Source organism: Nocardioides pymetrozini, from assembly GCF_046058985.1.
Lineage (GTDB): Bacteria > Actinomycetota > Actinomycetes > Propionibacteriales > Nocardioidaceae > Nocardioides.
On sequence record NZ_CP175556.1, the window covers coordinates 2,990,769 to 3,007,271 of the forward strand.

Annotated in this window: 15 protein-coding genes; 3 read left to right on the forward strand and 12 right to left on the reverse strand. The window is 74.2% G+C overall.

Features of this window, described 5'->3' with window-relative positions:
* Positions 1-22 precede the first annotated feature (22 nt).
* The 3 genes from smc to ACJ5H2_RS14695 all read right to left on the reverse strand — a co-directional run bounded on the left by smc (position 23) and on the right by ACJ5H2_RS14695 (position 5,179).
* Complete coding sequence (smc, locus tag ACJ5H2_RS14685; RefSeq protein ID WP_408896155.1) at positions 23-3,580, reverse strand: chromosome segregation protein SMC; 3,558 nt, start codon at positions 3,578-3,580, stop codon at positions 23-25.
* 217 nt (positions 3,581-3,797) lie between these two features.
* Positions 3,798-3,992 carry a hypothetical protein gene (locus tag ACJ5H2_RS14690; protein WP_141006760.1) on the reverse strand — a complete coding sequence of 65 codons (195 nt, stop codon included), beginning with the start codon at positions 3,990-3,992 and terminating at the stop codon, positions 3,798-3,800.
* Positions 3,993-4,252: 260 nt separating this feature from the next.
* Positions 4,253-5,179, reverse strand: a complete 927-nt coding sequence (locus ACJ5H2_RS14695) for a calcium-binding protein (RefSeq protein WP_408896156.1) — start codon at positions 5,177-5,179, stop codon at positions 4,253-4,255.
* Between the two features lie 174 nt (positions 5,180-5,353).
* Between ACJ5H2_RS14695 and ACJ5H2_RS14700 the strand changes: the two genes are divergently transcribed.
* A complete protein-coding gene (locus tag ACJ5H2_RS14700) occupies positions 5,354-5,995 on the forward strand; it encodes an RNA polymerase sigma factor (RefSeq protein WP_408896157.1) in 642 nt (213 codons plus the stop codon).
* Position 5,996: 1 nt separating this feature from the next.
* The gene (locus tag ACJ5H2_RS14705; protein ID WP_408896158.1) at positions 5,997-7,295 is read left to right on the forward strand and encodes a hypothetical protein; all 1,299 of its coding nucleotides are present in this window, start codon (positions 5,997-5,999) and stop codon (positions 7,293-7,295) included.
* Here the strand turns inward: ACJ5H2_RS14705 and mutM are convergent.
* The 8 genes from mutM to ACJ5H2_RS14745 all read right to left on the reverse strand — a co-directional run bounded on the left by mutM (position 7,225) and on the right by ACJ5H2_RS14745 (position 14,853).
* The gene (gene mutM / locus ACJ5H2_RS14710) at positions 7,225-8,124 is read right to left on the reverse strand and encodes a bifunctional DNA-formamidopyrimidine glycosylase/DNA-(apurinic or apyrimidinic site) lyase (protein WP_408896159.1); all 900 of its coding nucleotides are present in this window, start codon (positions 8,122-8,124) and stop codon (positions 7,225-7,227) included. The two genes, ACJ5H2_RS14705 and mutM, sit on opposite strands and share 71 nt — an antisense overlap.
* A gap of 16 nt (positions 8,125-8,140) precedes the next feature.
* Complete coding sequence (gene rnc / locus ACJ5H2_RS14715) at positions 8,141-8,953, reverse strand: ribonuclease III (RefSeq protein WP_408896160.1); 813 nt, start codon at positions 8,951-8,953, stop codon at positions 8,141-8,143.
* Positions 8,908-9,093 (reverse strand): 50S ribosomal protein L32, encoded by a 186-nt coding sequence (rpmF, locus tag ACJ5H2_RS14720; RefSeq protein WP_408896161.1) that lies wholly within the window; start codon positions 9,091-9,093, stop codon positions 8,908-8,910. The genes rnc and rpmF overlap by 46 nt, the downstream gene beginning before the upstream one ends.
* Before the next feature lie 41 nt (positions 9,094-9,134).
* The gene (locus ACJ5H2_RS14725; RefSeq protein ID WP_408896162.1) at positions 9,135-9,599 is read right to left on the reverse strand and encodes a YceD family protein; all 465 of its coding nucleotides are present in this window, start codon (positions 9,597-9,599) and stop codon (positions 9,135-9,137) included.
* 158 nt (positions 9,600-9,757) lie between these two features.
* Positions 9,758-10,243 carry a pantetheine-phosphate adenylyltransferase gene (gene coaD, locus ACJ5H2_RS14730; protein ID WP_408896163.1) on the reverse strand — a complete coding sequence of 162 codons (486 nt, stop codon included), beginning with the start codon at positions 10,241-10,243 and terminating at the stop codon, positions 9,758-9,760.
* Positions 10,240-10,833: a 16S rRNA (guanine(966)-N(2))-methyltransferase RsmD gene (rsmD, locus tag ACJ5H2_RS14735; RefSeq protein ID WP_408896164.1), complete on the reverse strand. Its 594-nt coding sequence runs from the start codon at positions 10,831-10,833 to the stop codon at positions 10,240-10,242. Before rsmD ends, coaD begins: the two co-directional genes overlap by 4 nt.
* 11 nt (positions 10,834-10,844) lie before the next feature.
* Positions 10,845-13,118: an ATP-dependent DNA helicase RecG gene (locus tag ACJ5H2_RS14740; RefSeq protein WP_408896165.1), complete on the reverse strand. Its 2,274-nt coding sequence runs from the start codon at positions 13,116-13,118 to the stop codon at positions 10,845-10,847.
* Between the two features lie 10 nt (positions 13,119-13,128).
* Positions 13,129-14,853: a DAK2 domain-containing protein gene (locus ACJ5H2_RS14745; RefSeq protein ID WP_408896166.1), complete on the reverse strand. Its 1,725-nt coding sequence runs from the start codon at positions 14,851-14,853 to the stop codon at positions 13,129-13,131.
* A gap of 208 nt (positions 14,854-15,061) precedes the next feature.
* Here ACJ5H2_RS14745 and rpmB point away from each other — a divergent pair, with 208 nt between their 5' ends.
* Entirely contained in the window at positions 15,062-15,247 is a 186-nt protein-coding gene (gene rpmB, locus ACJ5H2_RS14750; protein ID WP_179724818.1) for a 50S ribosomal protein L28, read from the forward strand.
* Positions 15,248-15,429: 182 nt separating this feature from the next.
* On the opposite strand, the gene ACJ5H2_RS14755 is transcribed toward rpmB, so the two are convergent.
* Entirely contained in the window at positions 15,430-16,401 is a 972-nt protein-coding gene (locus tag ACJ5H2_RS14755; RefSeq protein WP_408896167.1) for a thiamine-phosphate kinase, read from the reverse strand.
* Between the last annotated feature and the right edge of the window lie 102 nt (positions 16,402-16,503).

Consider the following 16,503-nt stretch of genomic DNA (forward strand, 5'->3'; position numbering starts at 1 on the left):
TCCTCGCGCAGCCGCTGGCTGATCACCGCGGAGACGCCGTCGCCCCGCATGGTGACGCCGTAGAGCGCGTCGCCGACCTCCATGGTCCGCTTCTGGTGGGTGATGACGAGCAGCTGGGAGTTCTCGCGCAGCTCCTCGTAGATCTCCAGGAGGCGCCCCAGGTTGGTGTCGTCGAGCGCGCCTCGACCTCGTCGAGGATGTAGAAGGGCGAGGGGCGGGCCTTGAACAGCGCGACGAGGAAGGCGACCGCGACCAGCGACCGCTCGCCGCCCGAGAGCAGCGAGAGCCGCTTGACCTTCTTGCCGGGCGGGCGGGCCTCGACCTCGATGCCGGTGGTGAGCATGTCGGAGGGGTCGGTGAGGACCAGCCGGCCCTCGCCGCCGGGGAAGAGTCGCGCGAAGGTCTGGTCGAAGGCGCGGGTCACGTCGGCGTACGCCTCGGTGAAGACCTGCTCGACCTTGGCGTCGACGTCCTTGACGATGTCGAGGAGGTCCTTGCGGGTGGCCCGGAGGTCCTCCAGCTGCTCGGAGAGGAACTGGTGGCGCTCCTCCATCGCGGTGAACTCCTCCAGCGCGAGCGGGTTCACCCGGCCGAGCATGCCGAGCGCCTTCTCGGCGCTCCTGAGCCGCTTGACCTGCTCCTCGCGGACGAAGGGCACGGTGCGGGGGGCGGGCGGCTCGCCGTCTCCACCCTGCGCGTCCCCGTCGGCCGCGGCCTCCCCGCCGTCCGGCTCCAGCACGGGGATCGGCTGGTCCGGGCCGTACTCGGCCACCAGCGCGTCGGGCTCCAGACCGAGCTCCTCGAGCGCCTTGGTCTCGATCTGCTCGATCCGCATCCGCTGCTGGGCGCGGGCCATCTCGTCGCGGTGCACCGAGCTCACCAGCTCGTGGTGCTCCCGGTCGAGCTCGCGCAGCGACTGGCGCACGGCCATCAGCTCCTGCTCGCGACCGCGGCGGGAGTCCTCGACGGACTGCCGCCGCTGCGCGGCCTCCTGGATCGAGCTCTCCAGGCGAGCCAGGACGACGGTCACCGCGCTGGCGACCGCCTGCCCGGCACGGCCCTCGGCGAGCAGCCGCGCGCGACGCTCGGCGGCACGGGCGCGGGACTGGCGCTCGGCGGCGGCGGCCTTGCGCATCTGGTCGACACGCCCGTGGAGGGCGCGGGCGCGCTCCTCGGAGGTGCGCAGCGCGAGGCGCGCCTCCATCTCGCTCTGCCGGGCCGCTCGGGTCGCCTCGACGAGGCGCTCCTGCTCGGTGGTGTCCGGCTCCTCCTCGGTGTCCTCCTCGGCGGCGGCGAGGCGCTGCTCGAGCTCGGCCAGGCCTACGAGCGCCTGCTCGCGGGAGGTCTCGGCCTGCGCGATGGCCTCGGTCATCCGGTCCGCCTCGGCGCGCGCCGCGCGCGCGAGCGAGCCGTACTGGCCCAGCTCCTCGGCGACCGCCGCGAGCGTGGCGTCGGACTCGTGCAGCCGCGCCAGGGCCACGTCGACGCGCTGCTTGGCCTCGGCGCGCTCGGTCTCGAGCCGCGCCAGGTCGAAGCCGAGCCGCTCGGCGGCGGCGACGGCCTCGGCCAGGGCCTCGGTGGCCTCGTCGACGGCGGCCTGGATCTCCAGCAGGCTCTGCGTGGCGTGCGAGCCGCCGGAGGCGAAGTGGGCGCCGAGCAGGTCGCCGTCGCGGGTGACCGCGACGACGTCGGCCAGCTCGGCGACCAGCGACCGCGCGGCGACGAGGTCGTCGACGACCGCGGTCTTGCGCAGCAGCCGGTTGAGCGCGGGGCGGACCTGCGCCGGGCACTCCACGACGTCGACGGCGTACGCCGCGCCGGGCGGCAGCGCCGGCCAGGAGGCGGCGGACTCGGCCTCTCCCCCGCCGAGCAGCAGCCCGGCGCGGCCGAGGTCGTCGGCCTTGAGATGGTCGATCGCGGCGACCGCGGTGTCGGCGTCGGTGACGGCCACCGCGTCGGCCGCGGCGCCGAGGGCGGCCGCGACGGCGCCCTCGTAGCCGCTGCGCACCGTGACCAGGGCAGCGACGGAGCCGAGCAGGCCGGAGATGGCGTCGGAGGCGGCGAGCAGCGCCCCGGCACCGTCCTTGCGGGCCAGGCCGAGCTCGAGGGCCTCCTTGCGCGCGCTGAGCCCCGCCTTGTCGCGGTCGGCCTGCTGGGCCTCCGCGCGGACCTTGGCGAGGCGCTCCTCGATGTCGTCGAAGGCCGCGACCGCGGCCTCGTGCTCCGCGTCGAGACCCTCCTCGCCGGCGTCGAGGCCGGCGACCTTGGTCTCGAGCGCGGTGAAGTCCCGCTGGGCGCGCTCGGCCCGGGTCAGCGCGTCGGCGCGCGCGGACTCGAGCCGGCCGATCTCCTCCTCGGCGGCGTGCGCCCGCGAGCGCAGGGTGTTGACCTGGCCGTGCAGCCGGGCCAGGCCCTCGCGGCGGTCGGCCGCCGCGCGGAGCAGCCCGGCGACGCGGCGCTCCTCGGCGGCCGCGGCGTCCTCCGCGGCACGACGCGCGGCGACGGCCTCCTCGAGCGCCGTCTGCTGCTGCGCGACCTGCCCGGCGATCTGCGCCTCGTGGGCGGCCAGACGCTCCGCCTCCGCCTCGATCTCCTCGGGGTCACGGCCCTGCTCGACCTCGGTCTCGGCGACGCCCGCGGCGTTGCGGACCCGCTCGGCGGCCAGGCTCTGGGTGCCCCGGAAGCGCTCGCGCAGGGCGGTCAGCGAGGACAGGGTCTCCTGCGCGGCGGACAGCGCCGGGAGGTCCTCGCGCAGGGCTGCCTCCAGCGTCGCCTCCTGCTCGCGCGCGGCAGCGATCGCGCGCTCCACCTCGGCACGCCGGGCGAGCAGCACGCTCTCGTCCGCGAGCTCCTGCTCGAGCGCCGTCCGCGCGGTCACGAGGTCGTCGGCGAGGAGCCGCGCCCGGGCGTCGCGGACGTCGGCCTGGACGGTCGCGGCCCGCCGGGCCACCTCGGCCTGGCGCCCGAGCGGCTTGAGCTGGCGACGGATCTCGCTGAGCAGGTCGTTGAGCCGGTTGAGGTTGCCCTCGGTGGAGTCGAGCTTGCGCAGCGCCTTCTCCTTGCGCTTGCGGTGCTTGAGGACGCCGGCGGCCTCCTCGATGAAGCCGCGGCGGTCCTCGGGGGTCGCGTGCAGGATCTGGTCGAGCTGGCCCTGCCCGACGATCACGTGCATCTCGCGGCCGATCCCGGAGTCGCTGAGCAGCTCCTGGACGTCGAGCAGCCGGCACGTGGTGCCGTTGATGGCGTACTCCGAGCCACCGGTGCGGAACATGGTCCGGCTGATGGTGACCTCGGAGTACTCGATCGGCAGCGCGCCGTCGGAGTTGTCGATCGTCAGCACGACCTCGGCCCGCCCCAGCGGGGGACGGCCGGAGGTGCCGGCGAAGATGACGTCGTCCATCTTGCCGCCGCGCAGGCTCTTCGCGCTGGCCTCGCCCATCACCCAGGCGAGGGCGTCGACGACATTGGACTTGCCGGAGCCGTTCGGACCGACGATGCAGGTGATGCCCGGCTCGAGCTGCAGGGTGGTCGCGGACGCGAAGGACTTGAACCCTTTCAGGGTCAGGCTCTTCAGATACACGCAGTCTCCCTTCGGGGTCGGGCAGTGGGTCCGACGCGGGGGAAGCTCGGCAGGCCTCAGGCTACCCCGCCCCGGCGACGGATCCCGGCAGCCGGGCGTCGCCGCGGTTGCTCGCGTGGGGCGAAAAAGGACGACGGACCACGACGCCGTACGGCGAGGTGGTCCGAACGTGGTGCACCTGGGGGGCGACGACGGAGCCCGTCGTCGGAGTCGTGCGTCAGGCCGGCTGCATCTCCGCGTCGCCGGTCAGGATCTCGGCCGCGCGGGCCGACATCAGCTTGTCGTTCTCCTCGGAGAGGCGGAGGACGAGGGACTCCAGCTCAGCGACCCGGTTGCGCAGCCGAGCGTTCTCGACGGCGAGACGGGGGTCGCGGAGGTCGCTGTTCAGGTGACCGATCAGCGCCTTGGCCATGAAGTTGAGCCTTCCGGTTCGACTGGGTGTCGGCCCGAGGGGGCCGTCTCCAAGAGTCCCACTTCGGGGCGGCGGGGTCAAACCTACGACGCCGGAGACGGAGCGGGGCGAGAGCGCCGGGTGGGGAGGCGGGTAGTGAGGCGGGAGCTGAGTGTCGGGAAGGCCGCGGTCGCCGCAACGGGGAAGGCCCGGCGGACCGGGCCCTCCCGACACGCTCGGGGGGTGCGCACCCGGTCAGCAGGGTGCGCAGGCCAGCGGGGTCAGCAGGAGTGCTGCACCTCGCCGGTGCAGTTGTCCCGTCCGGTGCCGCCGTAGACGACGTCGGTGCCGGGACCGCCGCGCAGCGTGTCGTTGCCGCCGCGACCGCGGATCACGTCGTCGCCGCTCTTGCCGCGGATGGTCTCCGCGCTCCCGCTGCCCAGCAGGGTGTCGTTGGCGCTGCTGCCGGAGTAGGCCTGCAGGCCCTTGAGCCGGACGGTGTTGCCGCCCTCCCAGCTGGCGAGACCGGCCGACACGTCGAGACGCACGGCGGTGGTGAGCGGCTTGAAGCTGATCGCGTCGACGCTCGAGCCGCCCCGGACCAGCGAGGTGGTCGCCGTGTTCAGCCCCTGCTGGGGGCCGTTGCCGGGCTGCGCGGCCGCGGTGACGAAGCCGTCCTCGCCCTTGCCACCCTTGAGCTCGCCGGAGGTGCGGTCGAAGACGACGGTGTCGTCGCCCGCGTTCATCCGCAGGGTGCTGGTCAGGAAGCTGACGTAGGCGATGTCGTCGCCCGCGCCCCCGCGGATGTTCGCGACGGGCACGCTGCTGGTGATGGTGTCGTCGCCGTCCCCGCCGAGGACCGTGTCCACGCCGTCGAGCACGCTCACCTTGTCGTCACCGACGCCGGCGTCCACCCAGTCGTCGCCCTCGCCGCCGTCGACGGTGTCGTTGCCGTCGCCGGCGCAGATGGTGTCGTTGCCCTTGCCGCCGTCGAAGGTGTCGTTGCCCTTCGCGAGGAAGACGACGTCGTCACCGTTCGTGCCGGCGAGCTTGTCGTCGGCGTCGGTGCCGACGATGGTCGCCGCCTTGCCGTTGCACAGCGGCGGGTCGGCGGCGTAGGCCGTCCCGGGAACGACGGTCGTGGCCCACAGGGCACCGCCCGTCACGAGGGCGAGTGCGCCCGCCGTACGCCGAAGCTGAGGGTTCATGGTTCGTACTCCTTGGCTGTCGTCGAACATGACACCCACCACAGCGGATGGGGAGGGCGGGGGATTACACGCTCCCTACCCGGGAAGGAGGTCCGCAGACGCCGACGGCGTCTCGCGGCGTGTAATGGATCGGCCTCCCGGCGCGCTCACCGTGGTGTGTCAGGATCGATCGCGGTGGGCGAGCTGAGCGGCCCCGTGCCGGAGCCGCCTGCCGTGCGTGCCCTGACCATCGAGCGAGGAGTCGTCCTGACGTCGCGGGAGCCCGACCGCACCGCCGATCCGCTCGGCGAGCCGCTGGCACGGGCACTCGAGGGCGACGAGGGCGCGTTCGCCGAGGTCTGGCGCCTCCTCCACCCCCCGCTGCTGCGCTATCTCCGCGTGCGCGACCGCGACACGGCCGAGGACATCGCCGCCGAGACCTGGCTGCACGTCATCCGCGACCTGCCCCGCTTCTCCGGCGGCCCCTCGGAGTTCCGCGCCTGGCTGTTCACCCTCGGCCGGCACCGCGCGATCGACGCCGGACGCGCCCGCGCGGCCCGCCCCAGCACGCCCACCGCCGAGGTCATCGACATCGGTACGGCGCCCAGCGCCGAGGCCGCGGCCCTCGAGCGGGTGGACACCGAGGCCGCCGTCCGCCTGGTCGCCAGCCTGCCCCCACCCCAGGCCGAGATGGTCATGCTGCGGGTGGTGGCCGGCCTGTCAGTGGCCGAGGTCGCCGCCATCGTGGACAAGAAGCCCGGGACCGTGGCGGTCAACGTCCACCGGGCGCTGAAGAAGCTGGCCCGGACACACCGGGCACGAGCGGCGAGGGGGTGAGGTGAGCATGGAGCACGACGGACTGGAGGAGTTCGAGGACTCGGCGCTGGTGCGCGCCCTGCGCGCCCCCGGGACTCCGGAGGAGCTCGCCGCGGAGGCGTCCTTCGTCGCGGCGTACCGACGCTCGGCGTCGGCCCGCGGACACGGCCGCGTGGCCGGGCGCATCGCCGGCCGCGTCGGCGTCGGCGGCGTCGCGCTGCTGGCGGGCGTCACCCTGACCGGCGGGATGGCCGCCGCGGCGTACACGCAGCGTCTGCCGCACCCGGTGCAGTCCATCGCGCACGACGCCTTCGGCGGCGTCGGGGTCCCGCCCGCGCGGCCGGCTCCCCCGCCGGCGACCGCCCCGGAGGGTCGGGACGAGCCCGACGCGAGCGCGTCCGCCCGGGCGACCGGAGACTCGCCCACCTCGGACGCGACCGCCTCGGACTCCGCGCGCAGCTCGGCCGGCGGCGCCCCGGCCGGCACGACGCCCAGCCCGAGCGGACCCGTGCCGCCCTCGGACCTCCCGACGGGCGCCCCGAGCGCCGCCACGGGCGCGACGGATGCGGCGTCGCCGAGCGCGACGGCTCCCGCTACGCCCGGTGCCGGCGGCGGCCCGAGCGGCGGCGTGCCGGGAGATCCCGCGGCCCGGCCGACGAGCGCGACCGTGACCGCCTCGGCACGGCGCGTCACGAGCGGCGGTCAGGCCAGCGTCACCGGGGTCGTGCTGAGCGACGGCGAGCCGGTGCCCGGCCAGGAGGTCTGGCTGCTCCGGCGGCACGCCGGCGAGCGCTGGAGCCGGGTCGCGTCCGCGACGACCGACGCCGAGGGCACCGCCACCTTCGCCACCGGCCCACTCGAGGAGAACGCCTGGTTCCGCGTGCGTGTCGACGTCGAGGACACGGAGACCGCCGGCGAGGACGTCGCCGGCTCCGTCCTGCGGTCGCGGCCCCGCCGCATCGGCGTCCAGCCGGTGCTGACCCTGAGCTCGACCGGACCGGTGGTGTCCGCCCGCGTCGTGGGCGCCGAGCCGGGTGACGCCGTCACGATCAGTCGCAGGGCCGCGGACGGACGCCTGGTGCGGATCGGGATCCGCCAGCTCGACGCCGAGGGCCATGCGAGCCACGACCTGTCGTCGTACTCCGGCCGGGTGCGGGTCCTCGTCCGGGTCCTGCGGACGGCGACGCACGTCGCGGTGAAGCGGTGGATCACCGTCCGGGTGCCCCGCGACCCCAGTCCCCCGCCGGCACCTACGCCCTCGACCTCGCCGAGCGGGGAGCCGTCTGGCAGCGCGGGCAGTAGTACGACGACCGGTTCATGAACGCGACCCGCCGGATCGGCGTACCGCACCGGTCGCAGGGCTCGTCCGCGCGACCGTAGGCGTGCAGCGAGCGGTCGAAGTAGCCCGACTCGCCGTTGACGTTGACGTAGAGCGCGTCGAAGGACGTGCCGCCCTGGGCGAGCGCCTCGTTCATGACGTCGCGCGCGTGTCCGAGGAGCTCGACGGCCTGCGCGCGGGTCAGCCGGTTGCCCGGGCGCTCGCCGTGCAGCCGGCTCCGCCAGAGCGCCTCGTCGGCGTAGATGTTGCCCACGCCCGAGATCAGGCCCTGGTCGAGCAGCAGCCGCTTGACGCCGGAGGTACGGCTGCGCAGGCGAGCCACGAACGCCGCGTCGTCGAACTCGGGGTCGAGCGGGTCGCGCGCGATGTGCGCGATCTCGGTGGGCAGGTCCGCACCGCCGACGGACACCGAGAGCCCACCGAACATGCGCTGGTCGACGAAGCGCAGCTCCCGGGGTCTCGAGACGGTCGCTTCGCGACCTCCTCGACCATCCGGAGTGCCGGTGAGCGCGAACCGCACGCGCAGGTGCCGCTCGGCGGGCGCGTCCCGCGTCTGCACGAGCATCTGGCCGCTCATGCCGAGGTGACCGAGGAGCGCGTTGCCGTCGTCGAGTGGGAGCCAGAGGTACTTGCCGCGGCGGCGGGCGCCCTCGATCCGCCGGCCGAGCAGTGCTGCCGCGAAGCCCGCGGCGCCGGTCGGGTGCCGGCGCACGGGGCGCTCGTGCAGCACCTCGACGGCGGCGATGGTGGCGCCGGCGACGTGGCGCTCGAGGCCGGCACGGACGACCTCGACCTCGGGGAGCTCGGGCATCGGGCGTCGGGACCGCTCAGCCGCCGGCGACGGACGAGCGACCCTCGCCGTCGAGGCCGAGCGCGCTCGCGATCTCGCCGTACGCCGTCTCGGCGGCGCCCTGCTCGGCCTCCTTCTTGGAGCGGCCGGTGCCGTTGCCGTAGAGCTTCTCGCCGACGCGGACCTGGGCGGTGAAGGTCTTCATGTGGTCCGGACCGTCGTCCTCGATGACGTACTCCGGCACGCCGAGCGACTGGTCGGCCGCCAGCTCCTGGAGCGAGGTCTTCCAGTCCAGGCCGGCCCCGAGCGCCGACGCCGCCTCGATCAGCGGGTCGAAGAGACGGTGGACGACGGCGGAGGAGACCTCGATGCCACCGCTGAGGTGGATCGCGCCGATCACCGCCTCGACGGTGTCGGACAGGATCGACGCCTTGTCCCGGCCACCGGTGGCCTCCTCGCCCCGTCCCAGCTTGATGTGGGTGCCGAGACCGATGGCGCGGGCGACGCCGGCCAGCGCGCGGGCGTTGACCACCGCGGCGCGCAGCTTGGCGAGCCGGCCCTCGGAGAGGTCCGGGTGGGCCAGGTAGAGGGTCTCGGTCACGACCACGCCGAGCACGGAGTCACCGAGGAACTCCAGCCGCTCGTTGGTCGGGAGCCCGCCGTTCTCGTAGGCGAACGAGCGGTGCGTCAGCGCGCGCTCGAGCAGCTCGGGGTCCAGCGTGGGATCCCCGAGCGCTCGACGCAGCTCGACGTAGTTGGTGATGCCGGTGGCCTGACTCGACGGGCCGGGGTCGACCGGACGGCTCAGAGAACCTGGCGACGCTCGGCGCGGGCGCCGTACTGGCCGCACGTGCCGCACGCGCGGTGCGGGAGGTGCTTGGCACCGCACGCCGGGTTGGCGCAGGTGACCAGCACCGGGGCGACAGCCTTCCACTGCGAGCGACGGTGCCGCGTGTTGCTGCGCGACATCTTCCGCTTCGGAACAGCCACTGTCTTCTCCTTGGTTCGGGTGCGCCCGGGTGGGCGCCTCTTCAGTCCGTGGGTTCTTGCTTGAGCTCGGTCAGCGCCGCCCAGCGCGGGTCGATCGCTGCGTCGTGCCGGTGGTCGGGCTCGTCCGCGAGCCGGACCCCGCACTCGGGGCACAGTCCGGGACAGTGGTCCTGGCACAGCGGCTGGAACGGCAGTGCGAGCACCACCGCATCCCGCAGCAGGGGCTCCAGGTCGACCAGGTCGTCCTGCAGCATGCTGACCTCGTCGTCCTCCTCGGCTCCCTCGGCGTCGCGGATGTCGTCGTAGACGAACAGCTCCTGGAACGTCACCTCGAACGTGTCGTGGATCGGCTCCAGGCACCGCGCGCACTCACCCTCCAGGTCGGCCGAGGCCGACCCGGTGACGAGCACGCCTTCCATGACCGCCTCCAGGCGCAGGTCGAGCTCGACCGGCGCGCCCTCGGGGACGGAGAGGACTTCGATGCCCAGATCCGCTGGCGCCGGCACTGTCCGCGACACCTGACGCTGGGACCCCGGGCGGCGTCCGAGCTCGCGAGTGTCGAGCACGAGCGGCGCTCTCGGGTCCAGGGTGTTCAGGGGTTCACTTCCAGGTCCGGGCACAACAGATCAGAGCAAGCGTAGTGGGAGCGGGGAGGGCGACCAAATCAGCCCTGCCGCCCGGCGAGCTTGGCGGTCAGCCTCGCCTGCACCGCCGGCGGCACCAGCGCGGAGACGTCTCCCCCGAGGGAGGCCACCTCCTTGACCAGGCTGGAGGAGACATAGCCGAGGCTCGCGGTCGTGGGGACGAACACCGTCTCCACCCCGGTGAGATGGGCGTTCATCTGCGCCATCGGCAGCTCGTACTCGTAGTCGTTGCCGCCACGCAGGCCCTTGACGATGGCCGCCGCGCCGATCTCCCGGCAGAAGTCCACGATCAGGCCCGTGAACCCCATCACCGTGACGTTCGGCAGCTCTGCGCACGCCTCGCGGAGCATCTCCAGGCGCTCCTCGGGGTCGAACAGGCGCGACTTGGAGATGTTGGTGCCGGTGGCGACCACGAGCTCGTCGAAGAGGGCCGAGGCCCGCCGGAAGATGTCCACGTGGCCGTTGGTGACCGGGTCGAAGGAGCCGGGACACACCGCGCGGGTCATGGGGCGAGGCTAGCGGGCCCGGTGGCCTCGGCGAACCACAGGTTGGTCTCGCCGTACTTCTTGAGGCGGCGCTTGCCGGCGAGCGGCTCCAGGCCGCCGGGCCACGTCGGCTCCGGGCTGCGCCGCGAGCGCTCCACGACCACCAGCGCCCCCGCGGCCAGCCACCCGCCGGCGACCAGCGCCGCGAGGTCGCCGGCCAGGCCGGCCTCCTCGAGGGGATAGGGCGGGTCGGAGAACACCACGTCGTACGACGCCCGGGCCGGCTCCGCGAGCACGCCGGCGACGGAGCGGGCGACGACCTCGGCGACCTCGCAGCCGACGGCTCGGGCGTTCGCGCGGACCAGGTCGGCCGTGCGGCGGTCGGACTCCACCAGGGTCACCGCGGCCGCACCCCGCGACCACGCCTCCAGCCCGATCGCGCCCGAGCCGGCGTAGAGGTCGAGGAAGCGCAGGTCGTGCAGCGAGCCCGCCCACGCCTCGATCGCCGAGAACAGCGCCTCCCGCACCCGGTCGCTCGTGGGCCGGGTCAGGTCGCCCTTGGGGGTCTGCAGGCGGCGGCCACCGGCGACGCCCGCGATGATCCTCGTCACCGCTGCATCCTCTACGACTTGTCCACGAACTCGGCCTGCTGGGACCGCTCGAGCTCCGTGACCGCGGCGGCCAGGCCGGGCGCGTGCGCCAGGTCGGCGCGCTCCTCCAGCAGGCTCTCGGCGGCCTCGCGGGCGGCGACGATGGTGTCCTCGTCGCGCAGCACGCGCAGGTTCTCCAGGCTGGACCGGCCCCCGGCCTGCGAGGCGCCGAGGACGTCGCCCTCGCGGCGCATCTCCAGGTCGACCCTGCTCAGCACGAAGCCGTCGGTGGTCGAGGCGACGGCCTCGAGCCGCTCGCGGGAGGGCGTGTCGGCCTCGGCGTGGCTCACCAGGAGACACAGGCCGGGCAGCCCTCCGCGGCCGACCCGGCCGCGGAGCTGGTGGAGCTGGGAGACGCCGAAGTGGTCGGCATCGAGGATCACCATGGCGGTCGCGTTGCGGACGTCGACGCCGACCTCGATGACGGTGGTGGACACCAGGACGTCGAGCGCGCCGTCGGCGAAGGCCCGCATGGTCGCGTCCTTCTCGTCGGCGGGCAGGCGACCGTGCAGGCGGCCGATCCGCAGGCCGGCCAGCGGTCCCTCGGCGAGGCGGCCCACGACCTCCTCCACGGCCGCGGCGGGCGGGCGGGGTCGGGCCACCTCGAGCGGCTCGTCCTCGTCGGGCAGGTCCACGGCGTCGACCTGTCCGGCCTCGGCCTCGTCGCCGGAGATCCGGGGGCACACGACGTACACCTGATGGCCCTTGCCGACCTCCTCGCGCACCCGCTCCCAGACGCGTCCGATCCATCCCGGCTGCTCGGCGAGGGGGACGACGTTCGTCTGGATCGGCGCGCGGCCGGCGGGCAGCTCGCTCAGCGTCGAGGTCTCGAGGTCGCCGAAGACGGTCATCGCGACCGTGCGCGGGATCGGCGTCGCCGTCATCACGAGCAGATGGGGTGGTGCCGCGGCCTTGTCGGTGAGGGCGGCCCGCTGCTCGACGCCGAAGCGATGCTGCTCGTCGACCACGACGAGCCCGAGGTCGGCGAAGAGGACCTGGTCCTGCAGGAGGGCGTGGGTGCCGATGACGATGCCGGCCTCGCCGCTCGCGATCCGCGAGAGCGGACCGGTGCGCTGGGTCTTGTTCATCGACCCGGTCAGCAGCTCGACCCGGGTGCCCTCGCCGGCGCCGAAGATCGTGCCGCCCAGGGCGAGGTCGCCGAGCATCGTCACGATGGAGCGGTAGTGCTGCTGGGCGAGCACCTCGGTCGGCGCCAGCAGGGCCGCCTGGCCGCCGGAGTCGACCACCCGGAGCATCGCCCGCAGGGCGACGAGGGTCTTGCCGGAGCCGACCTCGCCCTGCAGGAGGCGGTTCATGGGATGTGGCCGGGCCAGGTCCTGCTCGATCTGTCCGCCGACCTCGACCTGGCCGGCGGTCAGCTCGAACGGCAGGCGGGCGTCGAACGCGCGGAGCAGGGCACCCGCTCCCCCGTCGCGCACGGTCGCGCCGAGTGCGCGGACCGCCCGTCGGCGCCGGCCGAGCACGAGCTGGGTGACCAGCGCCTCCTCGAAGCGGAAGCGGTGGTGGGCGGCGGCCACCTGGTCCCGGGTCTCCGGGCGATGCACGTCGTCGTAGGCCTGACGGATCCCGACGACGTCGTACTCCTGGCGGACGCGGTCGGGCAGCCGCTCGGGGATCTCCTCCACCACCTCGAGGGCGAACTTCACCGCTCGTGCGACATCCCAGGTCTCGACGCCCTTGGTGAGCGGGTAGATCGGGTACAGCGGGCCGAAGTCGAGGACGTCCTGGACGCCGTCGTCGCCCGCGTCGCCCGCGTCGCCGTCGTCGCCAGCGTCGCCCAGGCCGAAGATCGTCATCGCGGGGTTCACCAGCTGCCACTGGTCGCGGAAGCGGTCCGCCCTGCCGAGGAAGACGCCCCGGTTGCCCACCGCGACCCGGCGGGCGTGCCACCCGGCAGTGCCCTGGTTCTTGGCGAAGAAGGTCATCTTCAGCCGCGGGCCGCCCGTGCGCAGGATCGCCTCGACGCGGTAGGCGGGCCGGTGGGTGCGCCGGTCCTTGTAGGACTTGATCTCGCACTCGGCGATCTCGCCGACCACGCAGAGCATCTGGCCGATGCGCAGGTTGTCGACCCGGCTGAGCGAGCCCGTCTCGAGATAGCGGCGCGGGAGATGGCGCAGCAGGTCGCCGACGGTGTGCAGGCCCAGGCCGTCGGTGAACCGCTTGCGCTTGGCCGGCGGGGCGGCACCGAGGACGGCGGTCAGCGGGGAGTCGAGGGTGATGGCCACGGGTTCGCTCTCATTCGACGGACATCAGCAGCGGGTAGCGCTCCTGGCCCCCGTCGTACACCACCACGTCGACATGGGGGTGGACCTCCTCGACCCACGCGGTCGCCCGCTCGGCGAGGCCCTCGCTGTCCGCGCCGCTCACGATCGTGACGAGCTCGCCGCCGGCCGCGAGCAACCGGTCGAGTACGACGAGCGCGACGTCGCCGAGGTCGTCGCCGACGACCGCGAAGTCGCCGGCGATCACGCCCAGCGCGTCCCCCGGCTCGCAGGGTCCGGCCATCGTCATCGCCTGGCGCGCGGCGATCGTGACCGCGCCGTGGCGCACGTGCCGCGCGGTCGCGGTCATCTCGGTCACGTCCTGGTCGAAGGCCCGCCCGGGCTCGTGGACGGCGACCGCGGCCAGGCCCTGGACCTGGGTGTGGGTCGGGATGACCGCCACCCGCAGCCCGTGGCCGGCGTGGTCGGCCTCGGCGGTGCTGGCGGCGGCCAGGGCCGCGCGGATCGTCGGCTCGTCGTTGGGCAGCACGACGACCTCACGCGCACCGCAGGCCGTGATCGCCTCGAGCAGCTCGCCGGTCGACGGACGGCGGCCCGGGCCGCCGAGGACCACCTCGGCGCCCGCCTCCTCGAAGAGCGCGGCCAGGCCGGGCCCCGCGGCCACGGCGACCACCCGGCGGCCGGCGGCCGGCAGCGGGGGCTGGGTCGGCGGCAGCGAAGCGGAGGCGGCGGTCGTGACGCCCGGCTCGGGCGCCTGGGCGGCCTTCGCCGCGATCTGCTCGGCGAAGTGGGTGACCCGGATCCGGTGCGGTCGTCCGGCCTCCAGCCCGGCTTCGATCGCCGCGCCGACGTCGTCGGTGTGGACGTGGACGTTCCACAGTCCGTCCCGGCCGACCACGACCACGGAGTCGCCGATCCGGCCGAGGCGTTCGCGCAGGGCGGCGGCGACGCCGCCGGCGTCGGTGTCGTCGTCGGTGTCGGTGTCGGTGCGCAGGAGGTACATCACCTCGTACGCCGGCCCCTCGGCGCTCAGCTCGTCCGCATGCGGCTCGAGGTGCGGGACCGGGATGACGTGGCTGCCCAGCGGTGCGGTGACGGGGATCGGCCGGCGTCCCGTCAGCACCGTCTCCGCGGCGTCGAGGATGACCGACAGCCCGCGCCCCCCGGCGTCGACGACGCCGGCCTGGGCGAGCACGTCGAGCTGCTCGGGGGTGTGTCCGAGCGCCTCGCGGGCGGCCGCGGCCGCGGCGGTGAGGACGTCGCTGCTGCGCGCGTCCGCGGGGGTCGCGGCCGCGGTGCCGGCCTCCGCGGCGGCACGCATCACGGTCAGCATCGTGCCCTCGACCGGCTCCCCGACAGCCGCGTAGCTGGCCGCTGACGCCTGCTGCAGCGCCTCGGCCATCACGACCGCGTTGCGCTCCTCGGGGCTCGCGGCGGCGATCCGGCGGGCGACCGCGCCGAGCATCTCGCTGAGGATCACGCCGGAGTTGCCCCGGGCGCCGAGGAGGGCGCCGCGCGCCATCGCCGCGAGGGGCAGGTCGATGTCCGCGACCTGCTCGGGCGCGTCGGCATGCTCGCCGAGGGCGGCGCGGACCGCGTCCCGGGCGGCGACGACGGTGAGGTACATGTTCGTGCCGGTGTCGCCGTCGGGCACGGGGTAGACGTTGAGCGCGTCGACCTCCTCGCGGGCTCCCGCCAGGGCGTCGACCGCGATGTCGACGAACCGGACGATGGACACCAGCGATACGCTGCTCCGCCCCTCCCCGGGCGCCGTCCGCTCGTCCATCGGCCTCACCCTATTGCAGGGGCCGTGGCGTCCGGCGATTTCGGTGTCCGCAGCGGGTTCGGCTATTCTCTTCCGGTTGCCCGAACCGCCGTCTGCGCGCGGGCGTGTCGAACTTAGTAGTGCTGATTCAGAACCGAGCAATCTCCCAGGAGTGACAACCATGGCCGCCGTCTGCGACATCTGCGACAAGAAGCCGACCTTCGGCAACAACCGGCCGTGGTCGCGCAAGATCACCAAGCGCCGCTTCAACCCCAACATCCAGCGCGTCCGCGCGGTCGTCAACGGCACCCCGAAGCGCATGAACGTGTGCACCGGCTGCCTGAAGGCCGGCAAGGTCTCCCGCTGACCTGAGCTCTCCCACCGGCCCGCCCGTCCTCGGACGCGGCGGGCCGGTGTCGTTTTCGGCCGACCCGGCAGAGGATGGCCCGAGATCGATACCGACCCGGCACCAGATGCAGCCAGGAGCGAGCGCCCGGTGTCATTTCCTGCCGGGTCGGCGTCACCCGGGAGCCTGTTTCTGCCGGGTCGTCAGAAATGGGTCCAGCCGGTGGGGCCGTCGTAGGCGCCGCCGTCGACGGTGACGGACAGCTCGCCGGCGGGGCCGACCGTGCCGATCCGGGTCCATCCCTGCGGCAGGGCGACGCCGGGCGGGAAGGTCGCCAGGAGCGCGTGGTCGTCTCCCCCGCCGAGGATGAACTGCAGCGGGTCGGCGCCGGTGGCCTGGCCCACGGCGAGCAGGGGCTCGGGGACCTCGAACGCGCTCGTCTCCACGTCGATGCTCACACCCGAGTCCTCGGCGAGGTGCCGCGCCTCGGCGAGCAGCCCGTCGGAGACGTCGACCATCGCGCTCGCGCCGGCCTCGGCGGCCGCGGGCCCGGCGTCGTAGGGCGGGGCCGGGCGCCGGTAGGCCTCGACGAGCACCCGGGGCGACCGGAAGCCCCGGCCGAGGACGGCGAGACCGCCCGCGGCCCAGCCCTGGCGGCCGCACAGGGCGAGCACGTCGCCCGGCGCCGCCCCGGAGCGGAGCACGGGCGCGACCGTGCAGGCGCCGATCACCGTGACGGAGACGACCACCTGGTCGGCCCGGGTCACGTCGCCCCCGACCAGGCCCGCGCCGACGGCCGCGCACTCCTCGGCGAAGCCGCGGGTGAAGTCGAGGGCCCACTCGGCCGGCAGGTCGGCCGGCGCGGCGAGACCGACGGTGAGCCACTGCGCGCGTCCGCCCATGGCGTTGACGTCGGAGAGGTTCTGCGCGGCGGCGCGGTGGCCGACGTCGACCGCCTCGGCCCAGTCGCGCCGGAAGTGCCGGCCCTCGACCATCACGTCGGTCGACACGACCACGTGCCCCTTGCGGACCCGCAGCACGGCGGCGTCGTCACCCGGGCCGACCAGGACGTCCTGACCGGGCGCCGTCGTGGCGACCACCTCGGCGATCCTCCCGATCAGCCCGAACTCGCCGAGGTCCGCCACCGTCGTGTCCCGGTCGATCGCGTCAGCCATGGGCCCATCCCACCAGACGTACCCGTGAGTAGGGCGAGCGGCTCACGAGTTCTGCTGCGGGCCGACGGCGCGGTAGGTTGAGGCGTTCCACAAACCGTCCGA